At 71.2% G+C, this 25,605-nt stretch carries 22 protein-coding genes; 11 read left to right on the top strand and 11 right to left on the bottom strand.

Annotated features, from left to right (window positions below; translation table 11 throughout):
- Positions 1 to 16: 16 nt before the first annotated feature.
- Entirely contained in the window at positions 17 to 1,324 is a 1,308-nt protein-coding gene (locus IE242_RS05315) for a M6 family metalloprotease domain-containing protein (protein WP_189855690.1), read from the bottom strand.
- Between the two features lie 405 nt (positions 1,325 to 1,729).
- Between IE242_RS05315 and IE242_RS05310 the strand changes: the two genes are divergently transcribed.
- Together IE242_RS05310 and IE242_RS05305 are read left to right on the top strand one after the other, a co-directional pair.
- Positions 1,730 to 2,374 (top strand): TetR/AcrR family transcriptional regulator, encoded by a 645-nt coding sequence (locus IE242_RS05310; RefSeq protein ID WP_189855688.1) that lies wholly within the window; start codon positions 1,730 to 1,732, stop codon positions 2,372 to 2,374.
- Between the two features lie 298 nt (positions 2,375 to 2,672).
- Positions 2,673 to 4,238, top strand: a complete 1,566-nt coding sequence (locus IE242_RS05305) for an MFS transporter (RefSeq protein ID WP_189855686.1) — start codon at positions 2,673 to 2,675, stop codon at positions 4,236 to 4,238.
- Positions 4,239 to 4,287: 49 nt separating this feature from the next.
- On the opposite strand, the gene IE242_RS05300 is transcribed toward IE242_RS05305, so the two are convergent.
- Positions 4,288 to 4,791 carry a MarR family winged helix-turn-helix transcriptional regulator gene (locus IE242_RS05300; RefSeq protein WP_189855684.1) on the bottom strand — a complete coding sequence of 168 codons (504 nt, stop codon included), beginning with the start codon at positions 4,789 to 4,791 and terminating at the stop codon, positions 4,288 to 4,290.
- Between the two features lie 252 nt (positions 4,792 to 5,043).
- Here IE242_RS05300 and IE242_RS05295 point away from each other — a divergent pair, with 252 nt between their 5' ends.
- From IE242_RS05295 to IE242_RS05270, 6 genes are all read left to right on the top strand, one after another.
- Positions 5,044 to 5,805 carry a dioxygenase family protein gene (locus tag IE242_RS05295; RefSeq protein ID WP_189856428.1) on the top strand — a complete coding sequence of 254 codons (762 nt, stop codon included), beginning with the start codon at positions 5,044 to 5,046 and terminating at the stop codon, positions 5,803 to 5,805.
- A 566-nt stretch (positions 5,806 to 6,371) separates the two neighbouring features.
- Positions 6,372 to 7,370 carry a sigma-70 family RNA polymerase sigma factor gene (locus tag IE242_RS05290; protein WP_189855682.1) on the top strand — a complete coding sequence of 333 codons (999 nt, stop codon included), beginning with the start codon at positions 6,372 to 6,374 and terminating at the stop codon, positions 7,368 to 7,370.
- A gap of 759 nt (positions 7,371 to 8,129) precedes the next feature.
- Positions 8,130 to 8,891 carry a DeoR/GlpR family DNA-binding transcription regulator gene (locus IE242_RS05285; protein ID WP_030579814.1) on the top strand — a complete coding sequence of 254 codons (762 nt, stop codon included), beginning with the start codon at positions 8,130 to 8,132 and terminating at the stop codon, positions 8,889 to 8,891.
- A complete protein-coding gene (gene pfkB, locus IE242_RS05280) occupies positions 8,888 to 9,841 on the top strand; it encodes a 1-phosphofructokinase (RefSeq protein ID WP_189855680.1) in 954 nt (317 codons plus the stop codon). Before IE242_RS05285 ends, pfkB begins: the two co-directional genes overlap by 4 nt.
- Before the next feature lie 115 nt (positions 9,842 to 9,956).
- On the top strand, positions 9,957 to 12,080 hold the full coding sequence (locus tag IE242_RS05275) for a PTS fructose transporter subunit IIABC (protein ID WP_189855678.1): 2,124 nt from the start codon (positions 9,957 to 9,959) through the stop codon (positions 12,078 to 12,080).
- A 206-nt stretch (positions 12,081 to 12,286) separates the two neighbouring features.
- Positions 12,287 to 12,592, top strand: a complete 306-nt coding sequence (locus IE242_RS05270) for a hypothetical protein (protein WP_189855676.1) — start codon at positions 12,287 to 12,289, stop codon at positions 12,590 to 12,592.
- 38 nt (positions 12,593 to 12,630) lie between these two features.
- Here the strand turns inward: IE242_RS05270 and IE242_RS05265 are convergent, their stop codons facing one another.
- Together IE242_RS05265 and IE242_RS05260 are read right to left on the bottom strand one after the other, a co-directional pair.
- Complete coding sequence (locus IE242_RS05265) at positions 12,631 to 13,380, bottom strand: DUF6227 family protein (protein WP_189855675.1); 750 nt, start codon at positions 13,378 to 13,380, stop codon at positions 12,631 to 12,633.
- Positions 13,381 to 13,561: 181 nt separating this feature from the next.
- The gene (locus tag IE242_RS05260; protein WP_189855673.1) at positions 13,562 to 14,653 is read right to left on the bottom strand and encodes a P1 family peptidase; all 1,092 of its coding nucleotides are present in this window, start codon (positions 14,651 to 14,653) and stop codon (positions 13,562 to 13,564) included.
- Positions 14,654 to 14,815: 162 nt separating this feature from the next.
- Between IE242_RS05260 and IE242_RS05255 the strand changes: the two genes are divergently transcribed.
- The gene (locus IE242_RS05255) at positions 14,816 to 15,010 is read left to right on the top strand and encodes a hypothetical protein (RefSeq protein WP_189855671.1); all 195 of its coding nucleotides are present in this window, start codon (positions 14,816 to 14,818) and stop codon (positions 15,008 to 15,010) included.
- Positions 15,011 to 15,018: 8 nt separating this feature from the next.
- On the opposite strand, the gene mscL is transcribed toward IE242_RS05255, so the two are convergent.
- The 6 genes from mscL to IE242_RS05225 form a co-directional block, all read right to left on the bottom strand.
- Entirely contained in the window at positions 15,019 to 15,504 is a 486-nt protein-coding gene (gene mscL / locus IE242_RS05250) for a large conductance mechanosensitive channel protein MscL (RefSeq protein ID WP_189855669.1), read from the bottom strand.
- A gap of 126 nt (positions 15,505 to 15,630) precedes the next feature.
- Positions 15,631 to 16,218 (bottom strand): hypothetical protein, encoded by a 588-nt coding sequence (locus IE242_RS05245; protein WP_189855667.1) that lies wholly within the window; start codon positions 16,216 to 16,218, stop codon positions 15,631 to 15,633.
- Positions 16,219 to 16,379: 161 nt separating this feature from the next.
- The gene (locus IE242_RS05240; protein ID WP_189855665.1) at positions 16,380 to 17,228 is read right to left on the bottom strand and encodes an S-methyl-5'-thioadenosine phosphorylase; all 849 of its coding nucleotides are present in this window, start codon (positions 17,226 to 17,228) and stop codon (positions 16,380 to 16,382) included.
- 102 nt (positions 17,229 to 17,330) lie between these two features.
- Positions 17,331 to 17,636 (bottom strand): FmdB family zinc ribbon protein, encoded by a 306-nt coding sequence (locus IE242_RS05235; RefSeq protein ID WP_189855663.1) that lies wholly within the window; start codon positions 17,634 to 17,636, stop codon positions 17,331 to 17,333.
- 69 nt (positions 17,637 to 17,705) lie between these two features.
- Complete coding sequence (locus IE242_RS05230) at positions 17,706 to 18,977, bottom strand: MFS transporter (RefSeq protein ID WP_189855661.1); 1,272 nt, start codon at positions 18,975 to 18,977, stop codon at positions 17,706 to 17,708.
- Positions 18,978 to 19,307: 330 nt separating this feature from the next.
- Positions 19,308 to 20,879, bottom strand: coding sequence for a potassium/proton antiporter (locus tag IE242_RS05225; protein ID WP_229858180.1), 1,572 nt, complete (start codon positions 20,877 to 20,879; stop codon positions 19,308 to 19,310).
- A 205-nt stretch (positions 20,880 to 21,084) separates the two neighbouring features.
- Here IE242_RS05225 and IE242_RS05220 point away from each other — a divergent pair, with 205 nt between their 5' ends.
- Entirely contained in the window at positions 21,085 to 23,889 is a 2,805-nt protein-coding gene (locus IE242_RS05220; protein ID WP_189855659.1) for a penicillin acylase family protein, read from the top strand.
- An 83-nt stretch (positions 23,890 to 23,972) separates the two neighbouring features.
- Here IE242_RS05220 and IE242_RS05215 read toward each other — a convergent pair whose 3' ends face one another.
- Entirely contained in the window at positions 23,973 to 24,638 is a 666-nt protein-coding gene (locus tag IE242_RS05215; RefSeq protein ID WP_189855657.1) for a 5-formyltetrahydrofolate cyclo-ligase, read from the bottom strand.
- A 60-nt stretch (positions 24,639 to 24,698) separates the two neighbouring features.
- Here IE242_RS05215 and galU point away from each other — a divergent pair, with 60 nt between their 5' ends.
- A complete protein-coding gene (galU, locus tag IE242_RS05210; protein ID WP_189855655.1) occupies positions 24,699 to 25,601 on the top strand; it encodes a UTP--glucose-1-phosphate uridylyltransferase GalU in 903 nt (300 codons plus the stop codon).
- The last annotated feature ends 4 nt before the right edge of the window (positions 25,602 to 25,605 follow it).

Here is a 25,605-nt window from a genome sequence, read left to right as displayed (position 1 = left end):
CCCCGTCCCGGCCCCCTCACCGCCGGGTCACGCGTACCCGGTGGTTACCGGCCGGATCGGTGCCCGCGACGGTGATGACGATCCCCGCGCGCGGGTCCTTGAAGGTCTCCCCGGGCACGAACGCCGCGTCCGACAGTTCCGCGTGGACGTTGGGGCTGCGGACGCAGCCACCGCTGTCGCGCCGCGAGTCGTACACCCGGACCGGGCCGCCGCCCGTGTCCACGGTCGCGTCGACCTTGTAGACGAGGACGCCCGGACGGCAGACCGCCACGTCGTTGCCGCCCTGCGTGCGCAGCTCGACCGCGTACGCCGTACGGGAGTCCAGCGGGACGACGACGAGCTTGGCGCCGCCCGGCCGCGGCAGCGGGGTGAGCGTGTACTCGCCGGTGCCCGCGGCGGCCGCGCAGCTCACCTGGGTCTCGTCCAGCCAGCCCAGCTTCCACTTGTGCCAGCCGAGGAGGTCGTTGTCGGCGCCCCAGTCCTCGCTCATGATGTCCCAGTGCCCGACGGCGCCCCCGCCCTCGTGGGTGTAGAGGTCGGGCAGTCCGAAGGCATGGCCGTTCTCGTGGGGGAGCACCCGGTAGCCCGTCTCCCCGTACGCGCCGGAGCCGTCGTCCTGACGGCTGTAGACGAAGGACGCGTTGGCGACCGGCACCCCGTCGGCGACCGGCGCCTCACGGTTGCCCGCGAAGGTCACCGACAGGACGGTGTCCAGCGCGGACGGGCCCGCGTTCGGGGTGACCAGCACGTTCACCAGGTCGTACGCGCGGAAGTCCACCTTCGGGTCCGCCCTGGCCACGAGGTCCTCGACCAGTTCCCGGTAGCCGGGCTCGAAGGGGGCGCCGCGCTCCATGCCGTACGCGCTGAACGGCTTCGGCATGCGCAGCCAGTGGTCGATGGGGGCCTCGGGGCGGTAGTCGAGCCTGCCGTACGAGCTGGTGGCGAACCACTGGCGGGTCTGCGGGGCGAACTCCGCGAGACGGTCGAGAGCGGTGCCCTCGCCCGGGGCGTCGGAGAAGTCGATCATCAGGTTGAGGGCGCGGACGGTGCCCGTGGAGCGGGAGTAGCCGGGCGGGGTAGGGATGCCCTCCGTCATCTGGACGTCGGACGGTCCGCTGATCATGCAGGGCGCCAGGGGAGTCGGGTGTCCGGGTGCCGTGGAGCCGGCCGCCGTGGTCGGGTCCGCCCTCAGGTGCCCGGTGCCGGCGGAGGTGCTGACCGCGAGCGTGAGGACGGTCACCGAGGCGAACGCGGCCGCACGGCGCTGTCGTATCCGACGGCGGGTGTCCCGTCGGGCGGGGCGTATCCGGCTCACTGCCTGCATGCACGGGCCCCTCGCTCCACGGCAGCCGCCGGTCTTCCGGCTGCACCCTTTCCGATCACCCTGGGGCGGGTGCGGGGCGGTCGCGCGCTGGAGCGGCCCGATCGTGGGTTACCGGCCCGTACCGGTATGACGCGGCCGGTATGACGCGGCCGGCACGACGCGGCCGGTATGACGCAGGTCACAGGAGAAAGAGTCGGCTGGGCGAAATAACCGGGGACTGCCTCCCCGTTTAGTCAGGTGTCCGAGTGAAGCGGGGAATCACTCCCCGGATCCGCGAGGAAGATCAAAGAGGCTCGTAGCCGGAGGAACCGGATAAACCCGTAGCCAGCGGGGTCCGAAAGCGGAGAGACTCGAGAGAAGCCGTCCAGAAGTTCGAGAAGTTCGAGAAGTAGCGAGGAGTGCGCCGTGCAGACCGTCAGCTCCACAGTGCGCAAGGCGCCCCGGCCACGCGCCGACGCCCTGCGTAACCGGGAGCGGATCGTCGCAGCCGCCCGGGAGATGTTCGTCGAGTTCGGCCCCGAGGTGCCGCTGGACGAGATCGCCCGCCGGGCCGGCGTCGGCAATGCCACGGTGTACCGCCACTTCCCGGAGCGCGACGCGCTCGTCGGGGAGGTCGTCTGCTCCGTCATCGACCGTACGGCCGAGGCGGCCGAGCGGGCGCTCACCGAGACGGGCGACGCCTTCGAGGCGCTCTCCCGCTTCGTGCACACCGCCGCCGACGAACGGATCAACGCGCTCTGCCCGATGGTCTCCAGCGCCTTCGACCGGCACCACCCGGATCTGCAGGCCGCGCGCGAGCGGGTCGAGCACCTCATCGAGGTGCTCATGGAGCGCGCCCGGGCGGCCGGGCAGCTCCGCCCGGACGTGGGCGTGGGCGACCTGATGGTCGCGGTCGCCCAGCTCAGCCGGCCCCCGGCCGGTACCGCGTGCCTGCACGTCGACCGGTTCGCGCATCGTCATCTGCAGCTGTTCCTGGACGGGTTGCGGGCTCCGGCCCGCTCGGACCTGCCCGGTGCGGCCACGACCATGGAGGATCTGCGTCAGGCCTGACCACCGACCACTGACCGCTCAGCCGCTTAGTGAGTTCGTCGGCCCCACCCGATTCGCCACTCGCCGTTTCACCGCCCCACCGCCCCTCACTGACGGCCCGTAACCGACGGGACGTCATGGGCGGGCAGTTACTTTACGTTTGCTTACGAACGTTCGTTTAGACACTTACGTCCGCCACGTTCTTCTTCGTCCTGCTCCGTCTGCTCCGTCTGCTCCGTCTGCTCCGTCTATTCCGTCTTATTCCATCCCGAAGCTCCGACGTTCCCCGTAGCTCCGAAGTCCCGAAGTGGGTACACCCATGTCTCAGTCAGCCGCAAAGGCTCCTGGCACCGGCGCCGGCGCCGCGCCGGACGCCAATCGCTGGAAGGCGCTCGTCTTCATCGCGCTCGCCCAGCTGATGGTCGTCCTCGACGCCACCATCGTGAACATCGCGCTGCCCTCCGCCCAGCAGGACCTGGGCATCTCCGACGGCAACCGGCAGTGGGTCGTCACGGCCTACGCCCTCGCCTTCGGCGGTCTGCTGCTGTTCGGCGGCCGCATAGCCGACCTGTGGGGCCGCAAGCGCGCCTTCGTCGTCGGCCTGGCCGGCTTCGCCGTGGCCTCCGCGCTGGGCGGCGCGGCCACCGGACAGGCGATGATGTTCGGCGCCCGCGCCCTGCAGGGCGTGTTCGGCGCGCTGCTCGCGCCCGCCGCGCTGTCCCTGCTCGCCGTGATGTTCACGGACGCCAAGGAGCGCGCCAAGGCGTTCGGCATCTACGGCGCCATCGCCGGTGGCGGCAGCGCCGTCGGCCTGCTGCTCGGCGGGTTCCTCACCGAGTACCTGGACTGGCGCTGGACGTTCTACGTGAACGTGCCGTTCGCCGTGGTCGCCGCGATCGGTGCCTGGCTCGTGGTCCGTGAGCCGGAGGGCGGCCGCAACCGCTCCCCGCTCGACATCCCCGGCGTGATCCTGTCCACCCTCGGTCTGGTCGCGCTCGTCTACGGCTTCACCCGCGCCGAGTCCGACGGCTGGAGCGACGCCGTGACGATCGGCATGTTCGTCGCCTCGGTGGTGCTGCTGGCGGCCTTCGTGCTCGTGGAGTCCAAGCTCAAGTCGCCGCTGCTGCCGCTGCGCGTGATCACCGACCGCAACCGCGGCGGTGTCTACCTCTCGCTCGGCCTGGCCGTCATTGGCATGTTCGGCCTGTTCCTCTTCCTGACCTACTACCTCCAGGTCGTCAAGGGCTACTCGCCGGTCAAGAGCGGCTTCGCGTTCCTGCCCATGGTCGCGGGCATGATCACCGGCTCCACCCAGATCGGCGCCCGGCTGATGATGCGGGTCCCGGCCCGGCTGCTGATGGGCCCCGGCTTCCTGGTCGCCGCCGTCGGTATGGGCTTCCTGACCCAGCTGGAGGTCGACTCCTCCTACGCGGCCCTGCTGCTCCCGGGCATGCTGCTGCTCGGCCTCGGCATGGGTACGGCGTTCATGCCGGCCATGTCGCTGGCCACCCAGGGCGTCGAGCCGCGGGACGCCGGTGTCGCCTCCGCGATGGTCAACACCTCGCAGCAGGTGGGTGGCGCGATCGGCACGGCCCTGCTGAACACCATCGCCGCCTCGGCCACCACGTCGTACATCACCGGCCACATCGGCTCGGCCGCCACCCGGCCGCAGCAGCAGCTGGTCCAGCTGGAGGGCCTGGTGCACGGCTACACCAGCGCCATCTGGTTCGCGGTCGGCATCCTGGTGGCGGCCGGGCTCATCGCGCTGACCTTCGTCAACGCCGGGCGCCCGGGACCGGCCACCGGCTCCGGCGCGGGCTCCGGCGGCGCGGGTGCGGGCGAGGGTGCGCAGGACGAGCTGACGGTGCCGGTGGCGATGCACTGACCGTGTACTGACGGTGCACCGCCCCCCGGCTGTCCGACGGCTCCGGCCGTCAGCGCAGCCAGGGCAGGTCCGCGTCCGCCCCCTTCGGTTGCAGTCCCTCGGCGACGATCTGCAGGATCTCGCCGAGGGACTTCTGCTGTTCGGGGGTGAGCCGGTCGAAGAACGCCTGACGCACGGTGGCCACATGGCCGGGCGCGGTCCGCGCGAGCACCTCGTACCCCTCGTCCGTCAGTACGGCGAACTGGCCCCGCTTGTCCGAGGGACAGTTCTCCCGGCGGACCCAGCCGTTCTTCTCCAGCCGCGCCACGGCGTGGGAGAGCCGTGACCTCGTGATCTTGGCGTGCTTGGCGAGCTCGGTCATCCGCAGCTGTCGGCCCGGTGCCTCGGCCAGCGCCACCAGCAGTCCGTAGTAGATGTGCGGCATGCCCGCGTCACGCTGGAGCTGTCGGTCGAGATGATCCTCGAGAAGGATCGTGGCGTGCAGGTACGCGCGCCAGACGCGTTGTTCCTCGTCGGTGAGCCAGCGCGGTTCTTCAGCGGGTGCCGTGTTCATGTACTCCACTTTACGAGGGCCTTCTTTGAAGCTTAAACAAACGAGGGCTAACCTGTGGGACGTACAGCTTGAGACTTCAAGCAATCTCGTCCGGGTCGAGCACGAAGACCCGGAACCGTCCCGCAACCCCGTCCCCGCAACCGTCACCGTGTCCTCGCGTCACCGCGTCACCGCGTCACCGCGTCACCGTGTCCTCGCGGAAGGAGCCGGCGTATGTCCGCCTTCACCGAAGAGCGCCCCGCAGTGGAGCGCATGCCCGCCATCTACCTGAGCCACGGCGCCCCGCCGCTCGCCGACGACCCGGTCTGGCCGGGTGAGCTGGCCGCCTGGTCGGCGGACCTGCCGCGCCCCAGGGCCGTCCTCATCGTCTCCGCGCACTGGGAGGAGGCCCCGCTGGCCCTCGGCGCCACCGAGACCGTCCCCCTCGTCTACGACTTCTGGGGCTTCCCCGAGCACTACTACCGGGTCCGGTACGGCGCCCCCGGCGCACCCGCACTCGCCGAGTCGGTCCGCAAGCTGCTGCGCGCGCCGGGCATGCCGGTGCAGGACATCCCGGACCGAGGCCTGGATCACGGTGCGTACGTGCCGCTGGCCGAGATGTACCCCGAGGCCGACATCCCCGTGCTCCAGGTCTCGATGCCGACGCTGGACCCGGTGCGCCTCATGGGCATCGGCCGCCGGCTGGCGCCCCTGCGTGACGAGGGCGTCCTGATCGTCGGCTCGGGTTTCTTCACCCACAACCTGGCGGCCCTGCGGCACGCCGGCGTCCCCGCGTGGTCCGCGGAGTTCGACGACTGGGGCCACCGCGCGCTGGAGGCGGGCGACGTCGACGCCCTCCTCGACTTCACCCGCAAGTCCCCGGCCGGGCTGCTCGCCCACCCGCGCACCGAGCACTTCGCCCCGCTCTTCGTGACCATGGGCGCGGCGGACGCCGCCGGTGGACTGGATGCGCAGAAGTCGGTGATCGACGGCTTCTGGATGGGGCTGGCCAAGCGGTCGGTGCAGTTCGGCTGACGGCCGGGGACCCGGCTTCCGGGCGCCCGCTGTGCGGTGGGGTCGCTGCGGGGTGTGGTCATGGGGCGGTGTGGCCGCCGTGCTGTGCGCCCGCTGTGCGGTGGGGGCGCTGTGCTGTGCGGTCACTGTGAGTTTCCGCCGTCGGCAACCATCGGGCGTCGTCGGCCGTCTGTCTGGGTGAGGGGGCAGCGCGGGGAAGCGGCAAGGGCGGCGACTCCCCGGCGTGAAAACCGTGGTACGGCGTGTGATGGGCGTCTCATCCGAGTGGGGGGCGTGGGGCTGTCGAGGCTCGGGAGAGTGTCCGCGATCCCCGTCTGACCTGCGTCTCTGTGCGTTTCCACGGCATCCGGACCGGATGGCGGCGGACAGGGTACTGCATGATCGCAGAAATGGGGGGCCGCGTAGGGAATTCTGTCCCGATTCCAGTCGTTGTTTCCTTCGGATGCGGGGCACCCGGGAGGGTGTCACCAGCGCCTCAGGACCATCCGCCAGCCCTCTTTTCGGCACACGGTGAAGCACCTGGCAAGCCGTGAGCAGTGAGGACTCCGATACGCAAGGGAGCACGCATGGCAACCCGTGCCGTCGCCGCTCGTCGTAAGTCCGCCTCCGGCGGAGACGACGCGGTCAACAGCGTTCGCGCCTCGAGCGGTGAGATCGCCGACCGCGACCTGGTCGGCATGTACCTCGACGAGATAGCGCGGACACCGCTGCTCGACGCCGCCAAGGAAGTGGAGCTGTCCCAGATCATCGAGGCGGGTGTGTTCGCGCGGCAGATCCTCGACGGCGAGGAGGAGGCCAAGGCGGATGCCACCCGCGAGGAGCTCGAGGCCCTGGTGGCCGACAGTGAGCGGGCGAAGGACATCTTCATCCGGTCCAACCTCCGTCTCGTCGTCGCCGTGGCCCGGCGCTACCCGCGCAGCGGCCTGCCGCTGCTCGACCTGATCCAGGAGGGCAACGCCGGCCTGGTGCGCGCGGTCGAGAAGTTCGACTACCGCAAGGGCTTCAAGTTCTCCACGTACGCCACGTGGTGGATCCGGCAGGCCATCACCCGCTCCATCGCCGACCAGTCGCGGACCATCCGGCTGCCCGTGCACCTGGTCGAGGAGCTGGGCCGCGTCCGCCGGGTGCAGCGCGAGTTCAACCGCGAGCACGGCCGTGACCCCGAGCCCGCCGAGATAGCCGCCGAGCTCGGTTCCACCCCGGAGCGCGTCTCGGACGTGCTGGACTGGGCGCGCGACCCGGTCTCGCTGAACATGTCGGTGGACGACGAGGGCGAAACCCAGTTCGGCGACCTGCTGGAGGACACCTCCGCGGTCTCGCCCGAGCAGTCGGTGCTCACGCTGCTGCGCAGCGAGGAGCTGGACGACCTGATCGGGCGGCTCGACGAGCGCACCGCCTCCATCATCAAGATGCGGTACGGCATCGAGGACGGCCGTGAGCGCACGCTCACGGAGGTCGGCAAGGAGCACGGTCTCACCCGCGAGCGCATCCGCCAGATAGAGAAGCACGCCCTGCTGGAGCTGAAGAAGCTCGCGCGGGACACGGGGTTCGACGCGGCGGCCTGACCGTCGCGCGCCCCGGCCGGGGCGCACGGACCCGTGGCGGCTTCTGCACGTCACGCTCACGTGAACACGATGCGGACGCGTGACCGTGACTGTGCAGAAACGTCACTCGTTGGACGGCAGTACCGTGCCGTGACCTGTGCGTCACGCCCATCGGGGGCCGACGGCGACGGGTCCGGGGCGGTGACGCACGCCACTGGCCCGGCCATCGAATTCGGCCGTGCGATACCGCTTCAACCCCGCGTTCCCGGGGCACAAGACTTGCAAGCCCATGACATCGAAAGGCCCGGAGCAGCCACAGCGCCCGGGACCGCGAGTCCGGGTCTCCTGAGGACGATCAGGTCCCGTCAGAGCCAAGTCCCGACGCACTCCCCCCGGCGCCGGGACTCTCCTGAGCCGAGCTTCGGCGCCTCCCCCCTGGCGCCGGAGCTCGGCTCCTCCCCTTTTGTCATGGGCCGGTCGCAGCGGGTACGAGGACCAGCATGTGCTGGGCCCCTGCCGGGTCCCGTCCCCGCGTCCCGTGCGCGCTCGGCGGCCACGACGAGAGGGCCACCCCGTACCTGAACCCCGGGGTGACCCGGGTGGCAAATTGTGCCACATAGGCAAAGACTGCCGGGGAGCGCGCGGAGCCGTCCGACCTGCGATGCCCGGTTGTGTCCGCCGAGTGCCCGAAAGTGCCCGAACCTGTTTACTTTCCGGAAACTCGGGCGTAGCCTCCTGCCTGAAACCACAAGTTCGGGCATCAGTCGGAGGCGAACGGACATGTACGCACCGGAGCGGCAGCAGGAGATCCTCCGGCTCGCGCGTGACGGCGGCCGGGTGGACGTGGTGTCGCTGGCGGAGGAGTTCCAGGTCACGGCGGAGACCATTCGGCGGGATCTGAAGGCCCTGGACCGCGCCGGCCTCGTCCGCCGGGTGCACGGCGGCGCCATACCGGCGGGCCGGCTGGACTTCGAGCCCGACCTCGCCGAGCGCGAGGGCACCGCGGCCGACGAGAAGGACCGTATCGCCCGGGCCGCGCTCGCCGAACTGCCGAGCGACGGCACGGTGATCCTCGACGCCGGCACCACGGTCGCCCGCCTCGCCGCGGCTCTCCCGCTGGAGGCCACGCTCACCGTCGTGACGCACAGCCTCCCCACAGCGGCCCGTCTCGCGGACCACCCCGGCGTCCAGCTGCACCTGGTCGGCGGCCGCGTCCGGACCCGTACGCGCGCGGCCGTGGACGCCTGGGCCCTGCGTGCGTACGGGGAGATCCGGGCCGACGTGCTGTTCGTGGCCGCCAACGGCTTCTCCGCCGAGCACGGGCTGACCACTCCCGACCTCGCCGAGGCCGCCGTGAAGCGCGCGGCGGTCGCCGCAGCCCGCCGGGTCGTGCTGCTCGCCGACTCCGCCAAGCACGGCCAGGAGCACTTCGCCCGCTTCGGCGGCCTCGGCGACGTGGACCTGCTGATCACCGACAGCGGGCTGAGCCCCGAAGACGCCGCCGCCATCGAGCGCGGCGGCACGGAAGTAGTACGCGCATGATCCTCACCGTCACCCCCAACCCCTCCCTCGACCGCACCTACGAGGTCCCCTCGCTGGACCGCGGCGAGGTCGTCCGTGCCACCGGCGAACGCGTGGACCCGGGAGGCAAGGGCGTCAACGTGTCGAGGGCGGTCGCCGCCGCCGGGCAGCGCACCGTCGCCGTACTGCCGCTGGGCGGTGCGCCGGGCGCGCTCGTCGCCGATCTGCTCGACGCGCAGGGCATCGAGGTCGCCCCGGTTCCGGTCGCCGGAGCCACCCGCTCCAACATCGCCCTCGCCGAGGCCGACGGCGTCCTGACGAAGATCAACGCCCCGGGGCCGGAGCTGTCCGCCGCCGAGGAGGAGCTCCTCCTGGAGACGGTGCGCGACCGGTCCCGCGACGCCTCCTGGATCGCCTGCTGCGGCAGCCTGCCGCGCGGGCTCGCGCCCTCCTGGTACGCCGCCCTGGTCGCCCGCGCCCACGCGGCCGGCGTCCGCATCGCGCTCGACACCTCCGGCCCCGCGCTCCTGGCCGCCCTCCGCGAACGCCCGGACGTGGTGAAGCCCAACGCCGAGGAACTCGCCGGGGCCGTCGGCCGCCCCCTCGCCACCGTCGGCGACGCGGTCAAGGCCGCCGAGGAGCTGCGTGCGCTGGGCGCGGGCGCCGTGCTCGCCAGCCTGGGCGCGGACGGGCAGGTGCTCGTCGACGGCTCGGGCGCCTGGTTCGGCAGCGCCCGCGTGGCCACCGCCGCCGTACGCAGCAATGTCGGCGCCGGGGATGCCTCCCTCGCCGGTTTCCTGATCGCGGGCGGCGACGGCCCCGCGGCCCTCGCCTCCGCCGTGGCGCACGGCGCGGCCGCCGTACAGCTCCCCGGCAGCGTGATGCCGGCTCCGGCCGACCTGGAGCCGGCCGCGGTGACGGTGACGGCGGAGATCCCGATGGACCGCGTGCTGTCGGAGCCCGTGCCATGACCGTTCACCTGCGCCGCCCCCACTTCCCCGTCTGTCCCGGCTACACCTCTGTCCCCACCCCCGCCCGGCCCGACGTCCCCCGGCCCCGGGCGATACGCGAGCGAAGGAGCCCGCGATGAGCGAGATGATCACCGCGGACCTGGTCGACCTCGACCTGTCCGCCGACACCAAGGAAGCGGCGGCGCGCGCCCTGGCCGAGCGGATGGTCGCCAAGGGCCGGGTGACCGACCTGGAGGGCTTCCTCGCCGACGTGGCCGCGCGTGAGGCGCAGATGCCGACCGGCCTGGACGGCGGTATCGGCATCCCGCACTGCCGCAGCGCGCACGTCACCGAGCCGACCCTCGCCTTCGGGCGCAGCGCGGCCGGCATCGACTTCGGCGCGCCCGACGGTCCCGCCGACCTGATCTTCCTGATCGCCGCCCCGGCCGGCGCCGACGACGCCCATCTGACGATCCTGTCGTCCCTCGCCCGCCAGCTGATGAACGCCGAGTTCACCACCGCACTGCGGGCCGTGGACGACGCGGAGCGCGCCGCCGCGCTCATCCGGGGGGACGTGCAGTCCGGCGACGTGCAGGGTGCCACCGAGGAACCCGCGGACTCCGCGGCGGCACCGGACGGAACGGCCTCCTCCGGTGCCGCCGCGGGCAGTGCCTCGCCCGCGCCGACCGCCCCCGCGCCGACCGCCCCCGAGGCGGAGAGCGCTGAGCCGGAGCGGGCAGGCGTCACCGAGGGAAAGAGCGCCCAGCCGTTCCGTATCGTCGCCGTCACCTCCTGCCCCACCGGCATCGCGCACACCTACATGGCCGCCGAGTCGCTGGAGAACGCCGGCCGCGACGCCGGTGACGTCGAGATGGCCGTCGAGACACAGGGCTCGGCAGGCTTCACCCGGCTCGACCCGGACGTCATCGCCGCCGCCGACGGCGTGATCTTCGCCCATGACGTCCCCGTACGGGAGAAGGAACGCTTCGCCGGGAAGCCCACCGTGGATGTCGGCGTCAAGGCGGGCATCAACCGGCCCGCCGAGCTGATCGCCGAGGTCCGCGACAAGGCCGCGCGCGGCGAGGTCACGGCCGCGGCCCGGCCCGGCTCCACCCCCGTCGAGCGCGCGGGGGAGCCCGGCGAGGGCTACGGCACCAAGCTGCGCAAGTGGCTGATGAGCGGTGTCAGCTACATGGTCCCGTTCGTCGCGGCCGGCGGTCTGCTCATCGCCCTCGGCTTCGCGCTCGGCGGCTACGACATCAACGGGGCCGAGCCGGTCACCGAGCACTTCGTCTGGACCCAGCTCGACTCCTGGGCCGCGCTGCTGTTCCAGATCGGCAACGTCGCCTTCAACTTCCTGATCCCCGTACTCGCCGGATACATCGCGTACGGCATGGCGGACCGTCCCGGACTCGTGCCCGGCTTCGTCGGCGGCATGATCTCCTCCACCATCGGCGCCGGCTTCCTCGGCGGTCTGGTCGCCGGTCTGCTGGCCGGTGCGGTCGTCCTCGGCATCCAGCGGGTGAAGATCCCGCCCGTGCTGCGCGGCATCATGCCGGTGGTCGTGATACCGCTGCTCTCGTCGATGGCCGTCGGCTTCCTGATGTTCGTGGTGATCGGCAAGCCCATCGCCGAGGCCCAGAAGGCGCTGACGGACTGGCTGAGCGGCCTCTCCGGCACCAACGCCGTACTGCTCGGCCTGCTGCTCGGCCTGATGATGTGCTTCGACCTCGGCGGCCCGGTCAACAAGGTCGCGTACGCCTTCGCCACGGCCGGTATCGCCGTCCAGGACCCGAGCGACTCCGCGATGGCGGTGATGGCCGCCGTGATGGGCGCGGGCATGGTGCCCCCGCTGGGCATGGCCCTGGCCACCACGGTCCGCAAGAGCCTGTTCACCGCCACCGAGCGCGAGAACGGCAAGGCGGCCTGGGTCCTCGGCGCCTCCTTCATCTCCGAGGGCGCGATCCCGTTCGGCGCCGCCGACCCGCTGCGGGTGATCCCCGCCTCCATGGCGGGCGGCGCGGTCACCGGCGCGCTGACCATGGCCTTCGGCTCCACGCTGCGCGCGCCGCACGGCGGTGTCTGGGTCACCTTCCTGATCGGCAAGCCGTTCCTGTACCTGCTGGCCATCGCGGCCGGTACGGCGGTCACGGCCGGCCTGGTCATCGTGCTGAAGGGCATGCGCAAGAGCCGGCCGGGCACGGCGAGCGAGCCCGCTGCGGCGTCCGGGACCGAGTCCAGGGAGCCGGTGGCGGCCTGAGCCACCACCAGCACGGCGGCCGCAGCCCTGGGACAGGGGGCTGCGGCCGCCGCTTTTTCAGCCGGTGTGCCGGTGGTTCCTGCTGGCGGTGTCGGGGTGTCGGTGATGCCTGTCCGTGGTGCGCTGTTCGTGCCCTCTTCGCCCCACCTGCGAGATGCATCACGATGCAGCGCCGATGTCCTGGATGGTGGTGTTCACTGGAACGCATGCCTGAGCACATGTCGATCCTTCAGCTGGTGGGCGTGGCCACCCTCGCGGTGTCGGCGGCCATCTGGGTCGCCGTGCTGGTTCGCGTCCTGCGCCGGGGCGTCCCCGTGCACCGTCGCCACCTCACGGGTACGCCTCGCCGCCGTACCCGCACCCGCACCCTCCATTCCCTGCCCCGCCAGCGCCACCGGGCCTCTCACGCGGAGGACGTCGAACTGACCTCGGCGGAACGCGACGCCTTCCTCGCCCTGGTCCGTCAGCTCAGCGACGACCGCTCCGGTGACCGCTCCGACGACCGCTCGTAAGAAGTCGTAAGAGGGGGGCACGCGGGGGCACGCGCGGGTCACCCCCGGCTTGCCGCCCGACGTTCCATGGCCTCCCGGGCCGCGTCCTCCGTCGCGTAGACCTCGCACATGTGGTGGCCGTCCGGGGTCGCCGTGTGCTCGACCTCCCACAGGGAGATCTCCCGCCCGTCGGTCAGTAAGAACGCGTGCTCGTACAGCGAGAAGCTCGGCCCCGCGTGGCCCGGCCGGGTCGGACGCCCGAACGCCTGCGTGATCTCGTGCGCGAACGCCGTGCGCAGCAGCAGGGCGGCCAGCTCGCCGCCCGGCGGGTCCGCGTTCTCCGCGCGCCGCAGCAGCCGGCGCGCGTGGTCGGCGGAGTCGTCCGGCAGATACTCGTGACGCGGCTCGGGCAGTGGCGCCACCTCCGGCGTCACCGGCAGCTCGAACTCCGGTGCGTCCGGCGGCAGCGGCAGCCGCGCGGTGGCGGCATGCAGCTCCTCCTCGTCCACGTACAGCTCGTGCTGGGGGCGGCTGTCCGGGGCCGTGTTGTGCGCGAGCTCCCACAGGGTGAGCGCGGACCCGTCGGCGAGCAGCCAGGTGTGCCGGTACGTCGTCCGGTGCAGTCCCGCGCTGTAGTGCGCCGAGTGCAGCGAACTGTCGTGGGCCAGCGCGCAGTCGAGCCGCCTTATCGTCTCGTCGGGCAACTCGAAGGAGTTCAGGGCGCGGCCGAGGAGTCGCGCGAGGTGCTCTTCCGGAGACTCGGGCGACTCGGGTGGCTCGTACGCTGCCGTCTCGTACGGAACGCTCAAGGTTTCTCCCGGCGTTGCTGCATGTCACCTAGTGGGTGCATACCGTAGCCCCTCGGTCGGACATCATGTCCGGAAACCGAGAAAACGTACGCCCAAAAAACGCACGAGTCCCGCGCGAGGTTCCCGAACAGCCCCACGATTCCGCTGACGGCCCCTGGTGAGGGCCTTTTTCACCCGGCTTTCACTCAACCACGCCGCGTGCTGCGTATTCCCCGTACAGCGCGTTGTACGCCGGCCACATCCCGCCCGGACCGGCCACGGACTCGGCCGCGCGGACCGCCCGTACTATCGCGCGCGTCACCATGTCCGCGCCCGCCGCGAGCACCTCGTTGAGGGCCTGGAGAGCCTGCATGGCCTGCACGGCTCGCATGGCCGGCGGTCCCGCCGAAGACAGCGGACGGGCGGCGGTCGCCAGGGCGAACGCCGTGTCGCCGTCGTTGAGCAGGTGAACGGGCCGTACGGCGCGGGCGATGCCGTCGTGGGCCGTGCCCGCCAGCTTCTGGGCCTGGGCACGGGTGAGATCGGCGTCGGTGGCGACCACGGCGAGGGTGGTGTTCCGCGGGGACGGGACGTTCCGCGCGGCAGCCTCCGCGAGCCGCCGCCGCGCGGCCTCGTGGACCGCGGCCGCCGGAACTGCCGTACGTCCCCCTTCTTCCAGCAACTCCCCGTACAGCACCCCCGTCCTCGGATCCATCACCGACCCGGCCGCGTTGGCCACCACCAGCGCGGCCACCGTGATGCCCGACTCCAGCAGGGTGCTCGCCGTGCCCACGCCGCCCTTGAGGTGGCCCACCGCGGCCCCCGTGCCCGCGCCCACGCACCCCTGCTCGACCGGTGCGCCCGTCGCGTTCGCGGCGGCGGCCTCGACCGCGGCGCGGCCCGTGGCGGCGTCGGGCCGGGCCCGGAAGTCACCGCCCCGCCCCAGATCGAAGACGCACGCGGCGGGCACCACCGGAACGACGTGCGCCGGTTCGGGCCCGACCCGCACCCCGCGCCCGCGCTCCTCCAGCCAGCCCATCACACCGGACGCCGCGTCCAGCCCGTACGCGCTGCCCCCGGTCAGCACGACCACGTCGATCCTCTGCACCACGTTCCGTGGGTCGAGCGCGTCCGTCTCCCTGGTGGCCGGCCCGCCGCCGCGCACGTCCACGGCCGCCACGACGCCGCCTTCCGGGGCGAGGACGACCGTGGTCCCGGTGAGCCGGCCGGCGCCGATCCGGGTGGCGTGCCCCACTCGTAGCCCCATGACATCCGTCAGAGCGTCGACCCTCATGGGAGGAGTCTTCCGCCGCCGGGCCCCACTGTGTCGCCTCCCGGAAGCCGGTGGCCGCTTTCCGCCGTCGTCCGATCTCCGGTCGGCTGCTTCTCGTCGTCGTCCGGTCCCCGGTCGGCTGTCTCCCGCCGTCGTCCGTGCACAGCGCCGTACCCTGGGGACATGAGCACCGCCGCATCCGCATCCGCATCCGGGCCGCGCGACCCCAAGGCCGCGCTGGTCTTCGACGACCCGCTCAGCCAGCAGTCGGCGGACGACACCGACCGCGGGTGGGGTGAGCTCTCCGGCGACCGTGACGGCGACGCGGCGGCCGACCTGAAGCGCTTCCTCGACGAGAAGCCGCCCCACCACCTCTGAGACCCGCGCTATGCGCGGTCCTGGCCCGGGCCCGTCCCCGGACCCCGCTGGGCCACCAGGGCGTCCCGGATCTCCTTGAGGACCTCCAGCTCGGTCACCTCGACGGTCTCCTGTGTGCCTTCCTTCTGCTTCCGGCGGGCCTCCTGCCGCGCTAGGTACCTGGACATCGGCAGGACCATCAGGAAGTAGACGATGGCCGCGGTGATCAGGAAGGTCAGGGTGGCACCGAGCACCGAGCCCCACAGGAGCCGCACGCCGTGTTCCGTGCCGTCCGCGGCCACTTCGCACGGTCCCTTCAGGCATGCGCTGTAGCTGTCGAGGTTCTTCGTGCCGAACGTCCCCACCAGCGGGTTGATGATTCCCTTCACCACCGAGTTGACGATGTTGGTGAAAGCCGCGCCGACGACGACCGCGACGGCCAGGTCGACGACGTTCCCCCGCATCAGGAAGGCCTTGAAACCCTCCAGGACACTCGGCTTCTTCTGCTCGCTCACCGGAGACCTCTCTCGTGCTCTGTGCGGAACGATCGACTCCGCAACCTACGGCAGGGCGTCCCGGGCCTGTCCAGTCGCAGAACCCGGGCCAGGTACCCGGCGCAGGCAGGGCCGCTTCCGCCACCCTCACCACAGGGTCACCGCCAACCGTGCGGTCGCGCCGGCGCCGGCCAGCCGCGCGGCCGTGGCTCTGGGAACGGACAGAACGATCAGCGCACCGGTCTCGGCGGAGCTCGCCGCCGGTACCTGCGTGACCCGCGCCCCCCGTGCGACCACTCGCGCGTGACCGCCGGCTGCCGGCGAGTCCTCGGCCGCGATCACGTCGACCCGGTCGCCGGGGCGGAGCAGCCGCACGGTGGCCGCGTCGGCGATCCGTACCGGTGCGGAGACCTTCGTGACAGCCCGCTGCCCGGCCCGCCGCTCCTCCCGCACCGGCTCGGTCACCGGATGGCCGCGCGCCCGCTGCCCGTCCCGCACCCCCTCCGCGTCTCGCGGTCCCGCCGCGACCAGTGCCGCCGCGGTCACGGCCAGCCCGGCCGCCACGGCCCGCCTGCGGCACCGTGCCAGCCGTCGCAGCCGCGCCCGTGCCCCGTGCGTCCTCAGTGGGGCGAAATGGGGAACGTCGCAGGTCGGAGGCGCGTCGGGACCCAGTGGGATGCCGGTCGGAGCGGGTGCGACCGAAGGAACGGGTGAGGAGGGCGAACGAGGGAACATGAGTCACCGCCTGCTGCGTGGGATCGGCTTGCGGTCCCACGATGAGGCTTCGCGGCGTGGTCTGCTGACGCCCGTGGACAACGAACGGGTTGTGGATAACTCCCGCACCCGAACGGAGAGTTCCGCAGCACTCCGGCCCCGTCACGGCACTCCGGAACCCGTCACGGCATCCCGAACCCCGGATCCATTCCCCCCAGCGCCTCGCTGCACAGGCAGTCCCGTGTCCCGTTCGGCGGCAGCGCGGCGATCGCGTCGAACAGCACGCCCCGCAGCCGGTCGACGTTCGCGGCGAACACCTCCAGCACCTCCTCGTGCGAGACGCCCTCGCCCGTCTCGGCGCCCGCGTCGAGGTCGGTGACCAGGGTCAGCGAGGTGTAGCAGAGCTCCAGCTCCCGGGCGAGCGCCGCTTCGGGGTGGCCGGTCATGCCCACCACCGACCAGCCCTGCGCCTGGTGCCAGAGCGACTCGGCGCGCGTCGAGAAGCGCGGGCCCTCGACGACGACCAGGGTGCCGCCGTCCACCGGCTCCCAGTCCCGCCCGCGCGCCGCCTCCAGCGCGACCTTGCGGCCGATGGGGCAGTACGGGTCCGCCAGCGAGACGTGGACGACATGGGGGACGGTGCCGTCGGGCAGCGGCAGTCCGTCGAAGTACGTCTGTGCCCGGGACTTCGTACGGTCCACCAGCTGGTCCGGCACGAGCAGCGTGCCCGGCCCGTACTCCGGCCGCAGCCCGCCCACCGCACAGGGGCCGAGCACCTGGCGCACTCCGACCGACCGCAGCGCCCACAGGTTGGCACGGTAGTTGATCCGGTGCGGCGGCAGATGGTGGCCGCGTCCATGACGGGGCAGGAAGGCGACCCGGCGCCCGGCGAGCTCGCCGAGGAAGACGGAGTCGCTGGGCGGCCCGTAGGGAGTGTCGACCTGTATCTCGGTGACGTCGTCGAGGAAGGAGTAGAAGCCGGAACCGCCGATGACACCGATCTCGGCCGTGCCGTTGCCCGTGTTCGCCATGCCCGCACCCTAACCGGGGCCGGGAATGCCAGAGACCCCGCCGTCGTACGACGGCGGGGTCCTGTGAGTCTTCGGGTGCCCGTCGGCACCGCCCGGATCCGCTTACGCGGCCGAGCTGCCGCTCGACGAGGAGGTCGTGGACGACGAGCTCGTGGTCGAGGACGACGAGTCCGAGGAGGACGACGAGGACGTCGACTTGGCGGGCGACGCCGGGCTGCTGCTCGAGGACGAGCCGCGGCTGTCGTTCCGGTAGAAGCCGGAGCCCTTGAAGACGATGCCGACCGCGGAGAAAACCTTCTTCAGGCGGCCACCGCAGTTGGGGCACTCGGTCAGGGCGTCGTCGGTGAACTTCTGCACCGCTTCGAGGCCCTCACCGCACTCGGTGCACTGGTACTGGTACGTCGGCACTGTGTCTTCCTCCTGGCACTCTCACTCGATGAGTGCTAACGACGGTCCATAGTGACGTATTCCCGGGGATCAGTCCACTGGGACCGCCTGTCGGTGACCGACGCCACGCGCCACCGTGCGCCCCTGGGACGGGGCCACCAGGCGCGACCGCAGGGCCACGAGGGTCACCAGGGCCAGCACGGTGCCCGCCATCGGGACCAGGAATCCGGCCCCGTCCCACAGGCGGTCCTCCAGCTGGCCGGCGACCGTGACGGCGGCCGCCTGGCCGAGCGCCACCGCACCGGTCAGCCAGGTGAAGGCCTCGGTGCGGGCGCCCGCCGCGACCAGGTCCTCGACCAGCGTGTAGCCGGTGATCAGTGAGGGGGCGATGCACATGCCGACCAGCAGGCCGAGGCCGGCGAGGAGCGGTACGGAGTGGGCGGCCCACAGGCCCGACGCCGTGAGCGCGAGCGCGGCGTACCCGACGACCAGCCGCCGCTGCGGGGCCGCCTTCCAGGCGATGGCGCCGCAGACGACGCCGGAGAGCATGTTGCCCGCGGCGAAGACGCCGTACAGGACACCGTTCAGGCCCGGCTCGCCGATCGACTCGGTGAACGCCGCGAGCGACACCTGCATGCCGCCGAAGACGGTGCCGATGCCCAGGAACGTGACGACCAGGACACGTACGCCGGGCACCCGCAGTGCAGGATCGTGCTTCACGCGCGCGTGCTCGTCGGCGGCGGGAGAAGGCTGCGTACCGCGCTGTGCCGCGAACAGCAGTCCGCCGAGCAGCGTCAGCGCCGCCTCCGTGACCAGGCCGGCCGCGGGGTCCACGGCGGTGCACAGCGCGGTCGCCACCAGCGGGCCGAGTACGAAGGTCAGCTCGTCCGTGACGGACTCGAAGGCCGCCGCGGTCGTCATCAGGGGCGAGCCCTGGAGCTTCACACCCCAGCGGGCCCGCACCATGGGCCCGACCTGCGGCACCGAGGCACCGGTGGGCACAGCCGCGGCGAACAGGGTCCACAGGGGGGCGTCCGCCAGGGCCAGCGCGGTGAGGGAGAGCCCCGCCACGGTGTGCAGCAGCACGCCGGGGATCAGCACCGCCCGCTGTCCGTGCCGGTCGGCCAGACGGCCGCTGTACGGGGCGAACAGCGCCATGGAGACACCGGTGACGGCGGCCACGGCGCCGGCCGCCCCGTAGGAACCGGTGGTGTGCTGCACCAGCAGCACGATGGAGATGGTCAGCATCGCGAACGGCTGACGCGCCGCGAAGCCGGGGAGCAGAAACGTCCAGGCGCCGCGGGTGCGCAGCAGCTGCCCGTAACCCGGGCGGGACGACGTCGAGGTGACCGTGGATGCCACGGCCCGTGCCTTTCTGCTGCCTGGTAGCGCCCGTGCGGGGGCGCCGAGGGCTGTCCTCTCGCGCGTACTGCGGTAGATACCGGCGCCCGCCGTGGGGGTGTCCCGGCCGCCATACGGTCGCGCCAGCCCTGCGTCAGGCAGGGGTGGTCCGATCAAGATGGGTCTTCATCGTATACAAGCCGCGACCGCAAGCCCTGATCGTGGAAACCGCCCCGGCCGTGGCCAAGCCTGATCGTGCAAACCGCCCCGGCCCTGGACGAACCCCGACCGTGAGCACGATCGCGTGCGTGCGAGGAACGCGTCCCGTCGCCCCTGCCCCTGTGGGCAGGATCACGTGCTCGCCCCGTCGTTCCCCGTTCCCAGCCATCCGGCCAGCTTGCCGCCCCGGCCGACGGCTCGCAGGCGCCTCTCCGCCGCGTCCCGGACGGGGTCCGTGGTCACCACGAGCAGCTCGTCGCCGCGCCGCAGCACCGTGGTCGGCAGCGGTACGAACGACGTCCCGTCCCGTACGACGAGCGTGACGGCGGCGCCCGTGGGCAGCCGCAGCTCGTTGACCTCGACGCCGTGCATCCTCGACCCGTCCGGGATCGGTACGGACAGCAGATGTCCGCGCAGCCGCTCCAGGGGTGCCGACTCGATACCGAGGTCGGCGGCCTCGGACCCCTCGCCGAGCCGCAGCTTGCGGGCCAGCCAGGGCAGGGTGGGCCCCTGGACCAGGGTGTAGACGACGACCAGGACGAAGACGATGTTGAAGATCCGGTGGCTGGACTCGACGCCGTTCACCATCGGGATGGTGGCGAGGATGATCGGCACCGCGCCGCGCAGCCCGGCCCAGGACAGCAGGGCCTGCTCCTGCCACGGCACCCGGAACGGCAGCAGGCCGATCACGATGCTCAGCGGCCGGGCCACCATGGTCAGCACCAGGCCTATGACGATCGCGGGCAGGATGTCGTCGCCCATCTCGTGCGGGGTGACGAGCAGTCCGAGCAGCACGAACATGCCGATCTGGGCGAGCCAGCCGAGCCCTTCGGCGAAGCCGCGCGTGGCGGGCCAGTGCGGCAGCCTGGAGTTGCCGAGCACCATGGAGGCCAGGTAGACGGCTAGGAAACCGCTGCCGTGGGCGAGGGCCCCGGCCGCGTACGCGGTGACCGCGATGGCCATGACGGCGATCGGGTAGAGGCCGGAGGCGGGCAGGGCCACGTGCCGCAGCCCGAAGGCGCCGAGCCAGCCCACCGCGAGGCCGATGGCCGCACCGATGGCCAGCTCCATCGCGATCTCGGCGAGCAGGACGTACCAGTGCTCGACATGGCCCGTGGTGGAGAACGAGACGACCAGGATGACCACCGGGGCGTCGTTGAACCCGGACTCGGCCTCCAGAACGCCCTTCACGCGCGCGGGGAGGGGGATCTTGCGCAGTACGGAGAAGACCGCCGCCGCGTCGGTGGAGGAGACCACCGCCCCGATGATGAGCGATTGCCGCCATTCCAGCCCGATCAAGTAGTGGGCGCCCGCGGCGGTGACGCCGACGCTCACCGCGACGCCGACGAGCGCCAGTGAACTGGCGGCGGGCAGGGCCGGTCTGATCTCGTGCCACTTCGTGCCGAGGCCGCCCTCCGCCAGGATCACGACGAGGGCCGCGTAGCCGATGACCTGGGTCAGTTCGGCGCTGTCGAAGTGGATGTCCCCGATGCCGTCCTGGCCCATGGCGATGCCGATGCCCAGATAGACGAGCAGGCTGGGGAGCCCGCTGCGCGACGATATCCGGACCGCTGCCACCGCGACGAGCAGGACGACCGCGCAGATGAGCAGGAGCTGGTTGAGGTGGTGGACAGTCAGGGGCTGTTCCCTTCTCGCCGGACCGGGCAGTGACCGCGCCACACGTAGCAGGCCGTCGGCGCGCACTTCGGTGCAAGTTACTTCGTTACCTTACCTAACTCTTGACGCTTTCTTGACGCTTCAGCGGCGATGATCGAACGCCCGTGCGTGCTGGTTGCCGACTCCGCGTCAAGCTGTGCCCCGCCCTGCGCCTATGGTTGCTCCAGCGCCCAGCGCTCAGTAGTAAGCACCAGCCCGCCCTGCCGCTCGCGTTAGGACAGCAAGGACAGCGATGCCCCCGAACACCAACGCCTCTTCCGGACAGAAGCCCGGCAAGTCCGGCAGGAAGAAGGGGCGCAAAGCCCGTCTTATCGTGATCGTCCTGGTGCTGGCCATCATCGGCGGTGTCGCCTACGGCGCGTACTGGTCGGTCAGCACGGTGCGGGCCTCCTTCCCGCAGACCAAGGGATCCATCACGCTGGACGGCCTGTCCGGACCCGTCGACGTCCGGCGCGACGACTACGGGATCCCGCAGATCTACGCCTCCTCCGACGAGGACCTGTTCATGGCGCAGGGCTATGTCCAGGCGCAGGACCGGTTCTACGAGATGGACGTGCGCCGCCATCTGACCTCGGGCCGGCTCTCCGAGATGTTCGGCAAGAGCCAGGTCGACAACGACGAGTTCCTGCGCACGCTGGGCTGGAGCCGGGTCGCCGAGGAGGAGTACGAGTCCAAGCTGTCGGACGAGACCAAGAAGTACCTCCGGGCGTACGCCAAGGGCGTCAACGCGTACCTCAAGGGCAAGAAGGGCGAGGAGATCTCCCTGGAGTACGCGGCCCTGGGCTTCACCAACGACTACGCGCCCGCGGAGTGGACGCCCGTCGACTCGATCGCGTGGCTGAAGGCGATGGCCTGGGACCTGCGCGGCAACATGCAGGACGAGATCGACCGCGCCCTGATGACCAGCCGCCTCGGCCCGAAGCAGATCGCCGACCTGTACCCGGACTACCCCTACGACCGGAACAAGGCGATCGTGCAGGAGGGGCAGTACGACGAGCTCACCGAGACCTGGACGGGAAGCTCGGACGGCTCCACGCAGAGCGGCACGGGCGACACGGTCGGCACGGGCGGTACGGTCGGCACGGGCGGTACGGGCACCGGGACGGCCGCGGGGACCGGGACCGCCACCGACGCCTCCGCGGTGCTCCAGACACAGCTCATGGGCCTCTACGACGTCCTGGAGGACGTGCCCGACGCCGTCGGCGTGAACGGCAACGGCATCGGCTCCAACTCCTGGGTCGTCTCCGGCGACCACACCATCACCGGTGAGCCGCTGCTCGCCAACGACCCGCACCTGTCGGCCTCGCTGCCGTCCGTCTGGTACCAGATGGGCCTGCACTGCCGCAGCGTCTCCGCCAAGTGCCAGTACGACGTCTCCGGCTACACCTTCGCGGGCATGCCCGGTGTCGTCATCGGCCACAACCAGAACATCGCGTGGGGCTTCACCAACTCCGGTGTCGACGTCACGGACCTGTACCTGGAGAAGCTCACCGGCGAGGGCTACGAGTACGACGGCAAGGTGGTGCCGTTCGAGACCCGCAAGGAGACCATCAAGGTCGCCGGCGGCAAGTCCAAGACGATCGTCGTCCGCACCACGAACAACGGCCCCCTGCTCTCCGACCGCAACGACGAGCTCGTCGAGGTCGGCAAGAAGGCCACCGTGGACAGCGCCGCCCCCGACCGCGGCGACGGCTACGGCATCGCGCTGCGCTGGACCGCGCTGGACCCCGGCACCTCCATGGACGCCGTCTTCGCGATGAACAAGGCGAAGGACTGGACGGACTTCCGCGAGGCCGCCGCCCTGTTCGACGTCCCCTCGCAGAACCTGATCTACGCCGACACCGAGAACCACATCGGCTACCAGCTGCCCGGGAAGATCCCCACGCGCGCGGAGGGCCACGACGGCTCCGTCCCGGCCCCCGGCTGGGACTCCGACTACGACTGGACCGGCTACATCAAGCAGGACGAGCTGCCCCACGAGTACGACCCCGAGCGCGGCTACATCGTCACCGCCAACCAGGCCGTCGTCGACGAGGAGGACTACCCCTACACGCTCACCACGGACTGGGGTTACGGCACGCGCAGCCAGCGGATCACCGACCTGATCGAGTCGAAGATCAAGGGCGGCGGCAAGATCTCAACCGAGGACATGCGCCAGATGCAGCTCGACAACAGCAGCGAGATCGCCCGGCTGCTGGTGCCCAAGCTGCTGAACATCGACGTCGACGACAAGAACGTCCGCCAGGCGCAGAAGCTCCTGGAGGGCTGGGACTACACCCAGGACGCCGACTCGTCGGCGGCGGCCTACTTCAACGCGGTCTGGCGCAACATCCTCAAGCTCGCCTTCGGCAACAAGCTGCCCAAGGAGCTGCGGGTCAAGGGCCAGTGCCTGTACGTCGAGCCGACCGGCACCGGCCCGGCCGACGAGGACCAGAAGGTGCGCGAGTGCGGCGAGCGCGACGCGGACCAGGCGCAGCCGGACGGCGGCGACCGCTGGTTCGAGGTGGTCCGCCGGATCGTCGACGACGAGGACAACGACTGGTGGTCCACGCCGGCGACGCGCACGGAGGAGGCCGCCGACACCCGTGACGAGCTGTTCGCGCGGGCCATGGAGGACGCCCGCTGGGAGCTGACCGCCAAGCTCGGCAAGGACATGGACACCTGGAACTGGGGCCGGCTGCACCGCCTGTTCCTGAAGAACCAGACCCTCGGCACCTCGGGCCCCGGCTTCCTGCAGTACATGCTCAACCGCGGCCCCTGGGAGCTCGGCGGCGGCGAGGCCACGGTCAACGCGACCGGCTGGAACGCGGCCGGCGGCTACGGCGTCGTCTGGGTGCCGTCGATGCGGATGGTGGTCAACCTCGCCGACCTCGACAAATCCCGGTGGATCAACCTCACCGGCGCCTCCGGACACGCCTACAGCGCCCACTACACCGACCAGACGGACAAGTGGGCCGAGGGGCAGCTGTTGCCCTGGTCCTTCACGGAGAAGGCGGTCAAGGACAGCACGAGCGACACACTGCTGCTGAAGCCCTGACCCCGCCCCCGGCGGTCTGACGGAAATGGCCCTCCACGCGCGCGTGGAGGGCCATTTCGCGTACGGGGAGGGGCTGGCGTGGTTCAGTGCGGCGTGCGGAAGCGCCGTACGCCCGACGGGGTCACCACCGCGTGCACCGCCCGGTCGTGCGGCTCCTCCGGGACGCGGTCGACGACCTCGGCGTCGTACAGCAGCACCACCAGCGCCGGATCGGTTCCCGCGCGCTCCAGCCGGGCGAGGACGCGGTCGTACGAGCCCCCGCCGCGGCCCAGCCGCAGACCGCGCGCGTCGACGGCGAGGCCCGGCAGCAGGACGACGTCGGCCTCCGTCACGGCCCACGGCCCGAGGCGTTCGCCCGCGGGCTCCAGGAGGGCCATCCGCCCGCCGTACTGAACGGGCAGGACGGAGCCCTCGCCCTCGTACGGGCCCCAGTCGAGGTCGTTGTCGGGCAGCAGGACGGGCAGCAGGACACGCACTCCGCGCGCGTGGAGGGCGTCGAGCAGCGGAAGGGTGCCCGGTTCGGTGCCGACGGAGACGTACGCCGCAACCGTGCGCGCGTGCGCGAGTTCGGGCAGTTCGAGGGCGCACCGCGCGAGGGCGTCCGCCGTCTTCCGCACGTCATCCGCAGGCAACCTGTTTCTCACCGTCAGGAGGGATCGCCGCAACGTGCGTTTGTCAGGCTCGTCAGGCTCGACACCGTGTCCGGTCTGGCTCACAAAATGCTCCCGTACTGTTCTCAATCCGCTCATATGAGAACGAATTAACCGGATCCACAGAGTGCTCACAAAGGCACCGGATATGGTTCGGCCATGACTGAGTCGAAGCCCAGGATCACCAAGGCTGTCATCCCCGCAGCCGGTCTCGGTACACGGTTCCTTCCGGCCACAAAAGCCACTCCCAAGGAGATGCTTCCCGTCGTCGACAAGCCCGCGATCCAGTACGTGGTCGAGGAGGCGGTGTCCGCGGGGCTCGACGACGTCCTGATGATCACAGGGCGCAACAAGCGTCCCCTGGAGGACCACTTCGACCGGAACTACGAGCTCGAGTCGGCCCTGGAGAAGAAGGGCGATGCCGGCCGCCTCGCCAAGGTCCAGCAGTCCAGCGACCTCGCGATGATCCACTACGTTCGTCAGGGCGACCCCAAGGGCCTCGGTCACGCCGTCCTGTGCGCCGCCCCGCACGTCGGAGACGAGCCCTTCGCCGTCCTCCTCGGCGACGACCTGATCGACCCGCGCGACCCCCTGCTCCAGCGCATGATCGAGGTCCAGGAACAGCACGGCGGCAGCGTCATCGCCCTCATGGAGGTCGCTCCCGAGCAGATCCACCTCTACGGCTGTGCGGCCGTGGACGCCACCGACGACGGAGACGTCGTCAAGGTCACGGGCCTGGTCGAGAAGCCGGACGTGGCCGACGCGCCCTCCAACTACGCCGTCATCGGCCGCTATGTCCTGGACCCGCGCATCTTCGGCGTCCTGCGCGAGACCGAGCCCGGCCGTGGCGGCGAGATCCAGATCACCGACGCGCTCCAGCAGCTCGCCGCCGACGAGAAGGTGGGCGGCCCCGTGCACGGCGTCGTCTTCCAGGGCCGCCGCTATGACACCGGCGACCGTGGCGACTATCTGCGTGCCATTGTCAGACTCGCGTGCGAACGTGAAGATCTGGGTCCGGAGTTCCGGACCTGGCTCCGCAGTTATGTGACCGAGGAGATGTAGCCAC

The organism is Streptomyces poonensis (assembly GCF_014650915.1).
Lineage (GTDB): Bacteria > Actinomycetota > Actinomycetes > Streptomycetales > Streptomycetaceae > Streptomyces > Streptomyces poonensis.
The sequence above is the reverse complement of the archived record's forward strand: the minus strand, read 5'-3'. Positions and strand labels throughout refer to the sequence as shown.

Bases quoted from the DNA above. Each gene is read 5' to 3' on its own strand.
- IE242_RS05240 (WP_189855665.1), bottom strand. From the start codon at position 17,228: ATGGCGAACACGGGCAACGGCACGGCCGAGATCGGTGTCATCGGCGGT.
- galU (WP_189855655.1), top strand. From the start codon at position 24,699: ATGACTGAGTCGAAGCCCAGGATCACCAAGGCTGTCATCCCCGCAGCC.
- IE242_RS05295 (WP_189856428.1), top strand. From the start codon at position 5,044: ATGCCCGCCATCTACCTGAGCCACGGCGCCCCGCCGCTCGCCGACGAC.
- IE242_RS05275 (WP_189855678.1), top strand. From the start codon at position 9,957: ATGAGCGAGATGATCACCGCGGACCTGGTCGACCTCGACCTGTCCGCC.
- IE242_RS05300 (WP_189855684.1), bottom strand. From the start codon at position 4,791: ATGAACACGGCACCCGCTGAAGAACCGCGCTGGCTCACCGACGAGGAA.
- IE242_RS05315 (WP_189855690.1), bottom strand. From the start codon at position 1,324: ATGCAGGCAGTGAGCCGGATACGCCCCGCCCGACGGGACACCCGCCGT.
- pfkB (WP_189855680.1), top strand. From the start codon at position 8,888: ATGATCCTCACCGTCACCCCCAACCCCTCCCTCGACCGCACCTACGAG.
- IE242_RS05270 (WP_189855676.1), top strand. From the start codon at position 12,287: ATGCCTGAGCACATGTCGATCCTTCAGCTGGTGGGCGTGGCCACCCTC.
- IE242_RS05305 (WP_189855686.1), top strand. From the start codon at position 2,673: ATGTCTCAGTCAGCCGCAAAGGCTCCTGGCACCGGCGCCGGCGCCGCG.
- IE242_RS05220 (WP_189855659.1), top strand. From the start codon at position 21,085: ATGCCCCCGAACACCAACGCCTCTTCCGGACAGAAGCCCGGCAAGTCC.
- IE242_RS05290 (WP_189855682.1), top strand. From the start codon at position 6,372: ATGGCAACCCGTGCCGTCGCCGCTCGTCGTAAGTCCGCCTCCGGCGGA.
- IE242_RS05260 (WP_189855673.1), bottom strand. From the start codon at position 14,653: ATGAGGGTCGACGCTCTGACGGATGTCATGGGGCTACGAGTGGGGCAC.
- IE242_RS05245 (WP_189855667.1), bottom strand. From the start codon at position 16,218: ATGTTCCCTCGTTCGCCCTCCTCACCCGTTCCTTCGGTCGCACCCGCT.
- IE242_RS05255 (WP_189855671.1), top strand. From the start codon at position 14,816: ATGAGCACCGCCGCATCCGCATCCGCATCCGGGCCGCGCGACCCCAAG.
- IE242_RS05285 (WP_030579814.1), top strand. From the start codon at position 8,130: ATGTACGCACCGGAGCGGCAGCAGGAGATCCTCCGGCTCGCGCGTGAC.
- IE242_RS05215 (WP_189855657.1), bottom strand. From the start codon at position 24,638: ATGAGCGGATTGAGAACAGTACGGGAGCATTTTGTGAGCCAGACCGGA.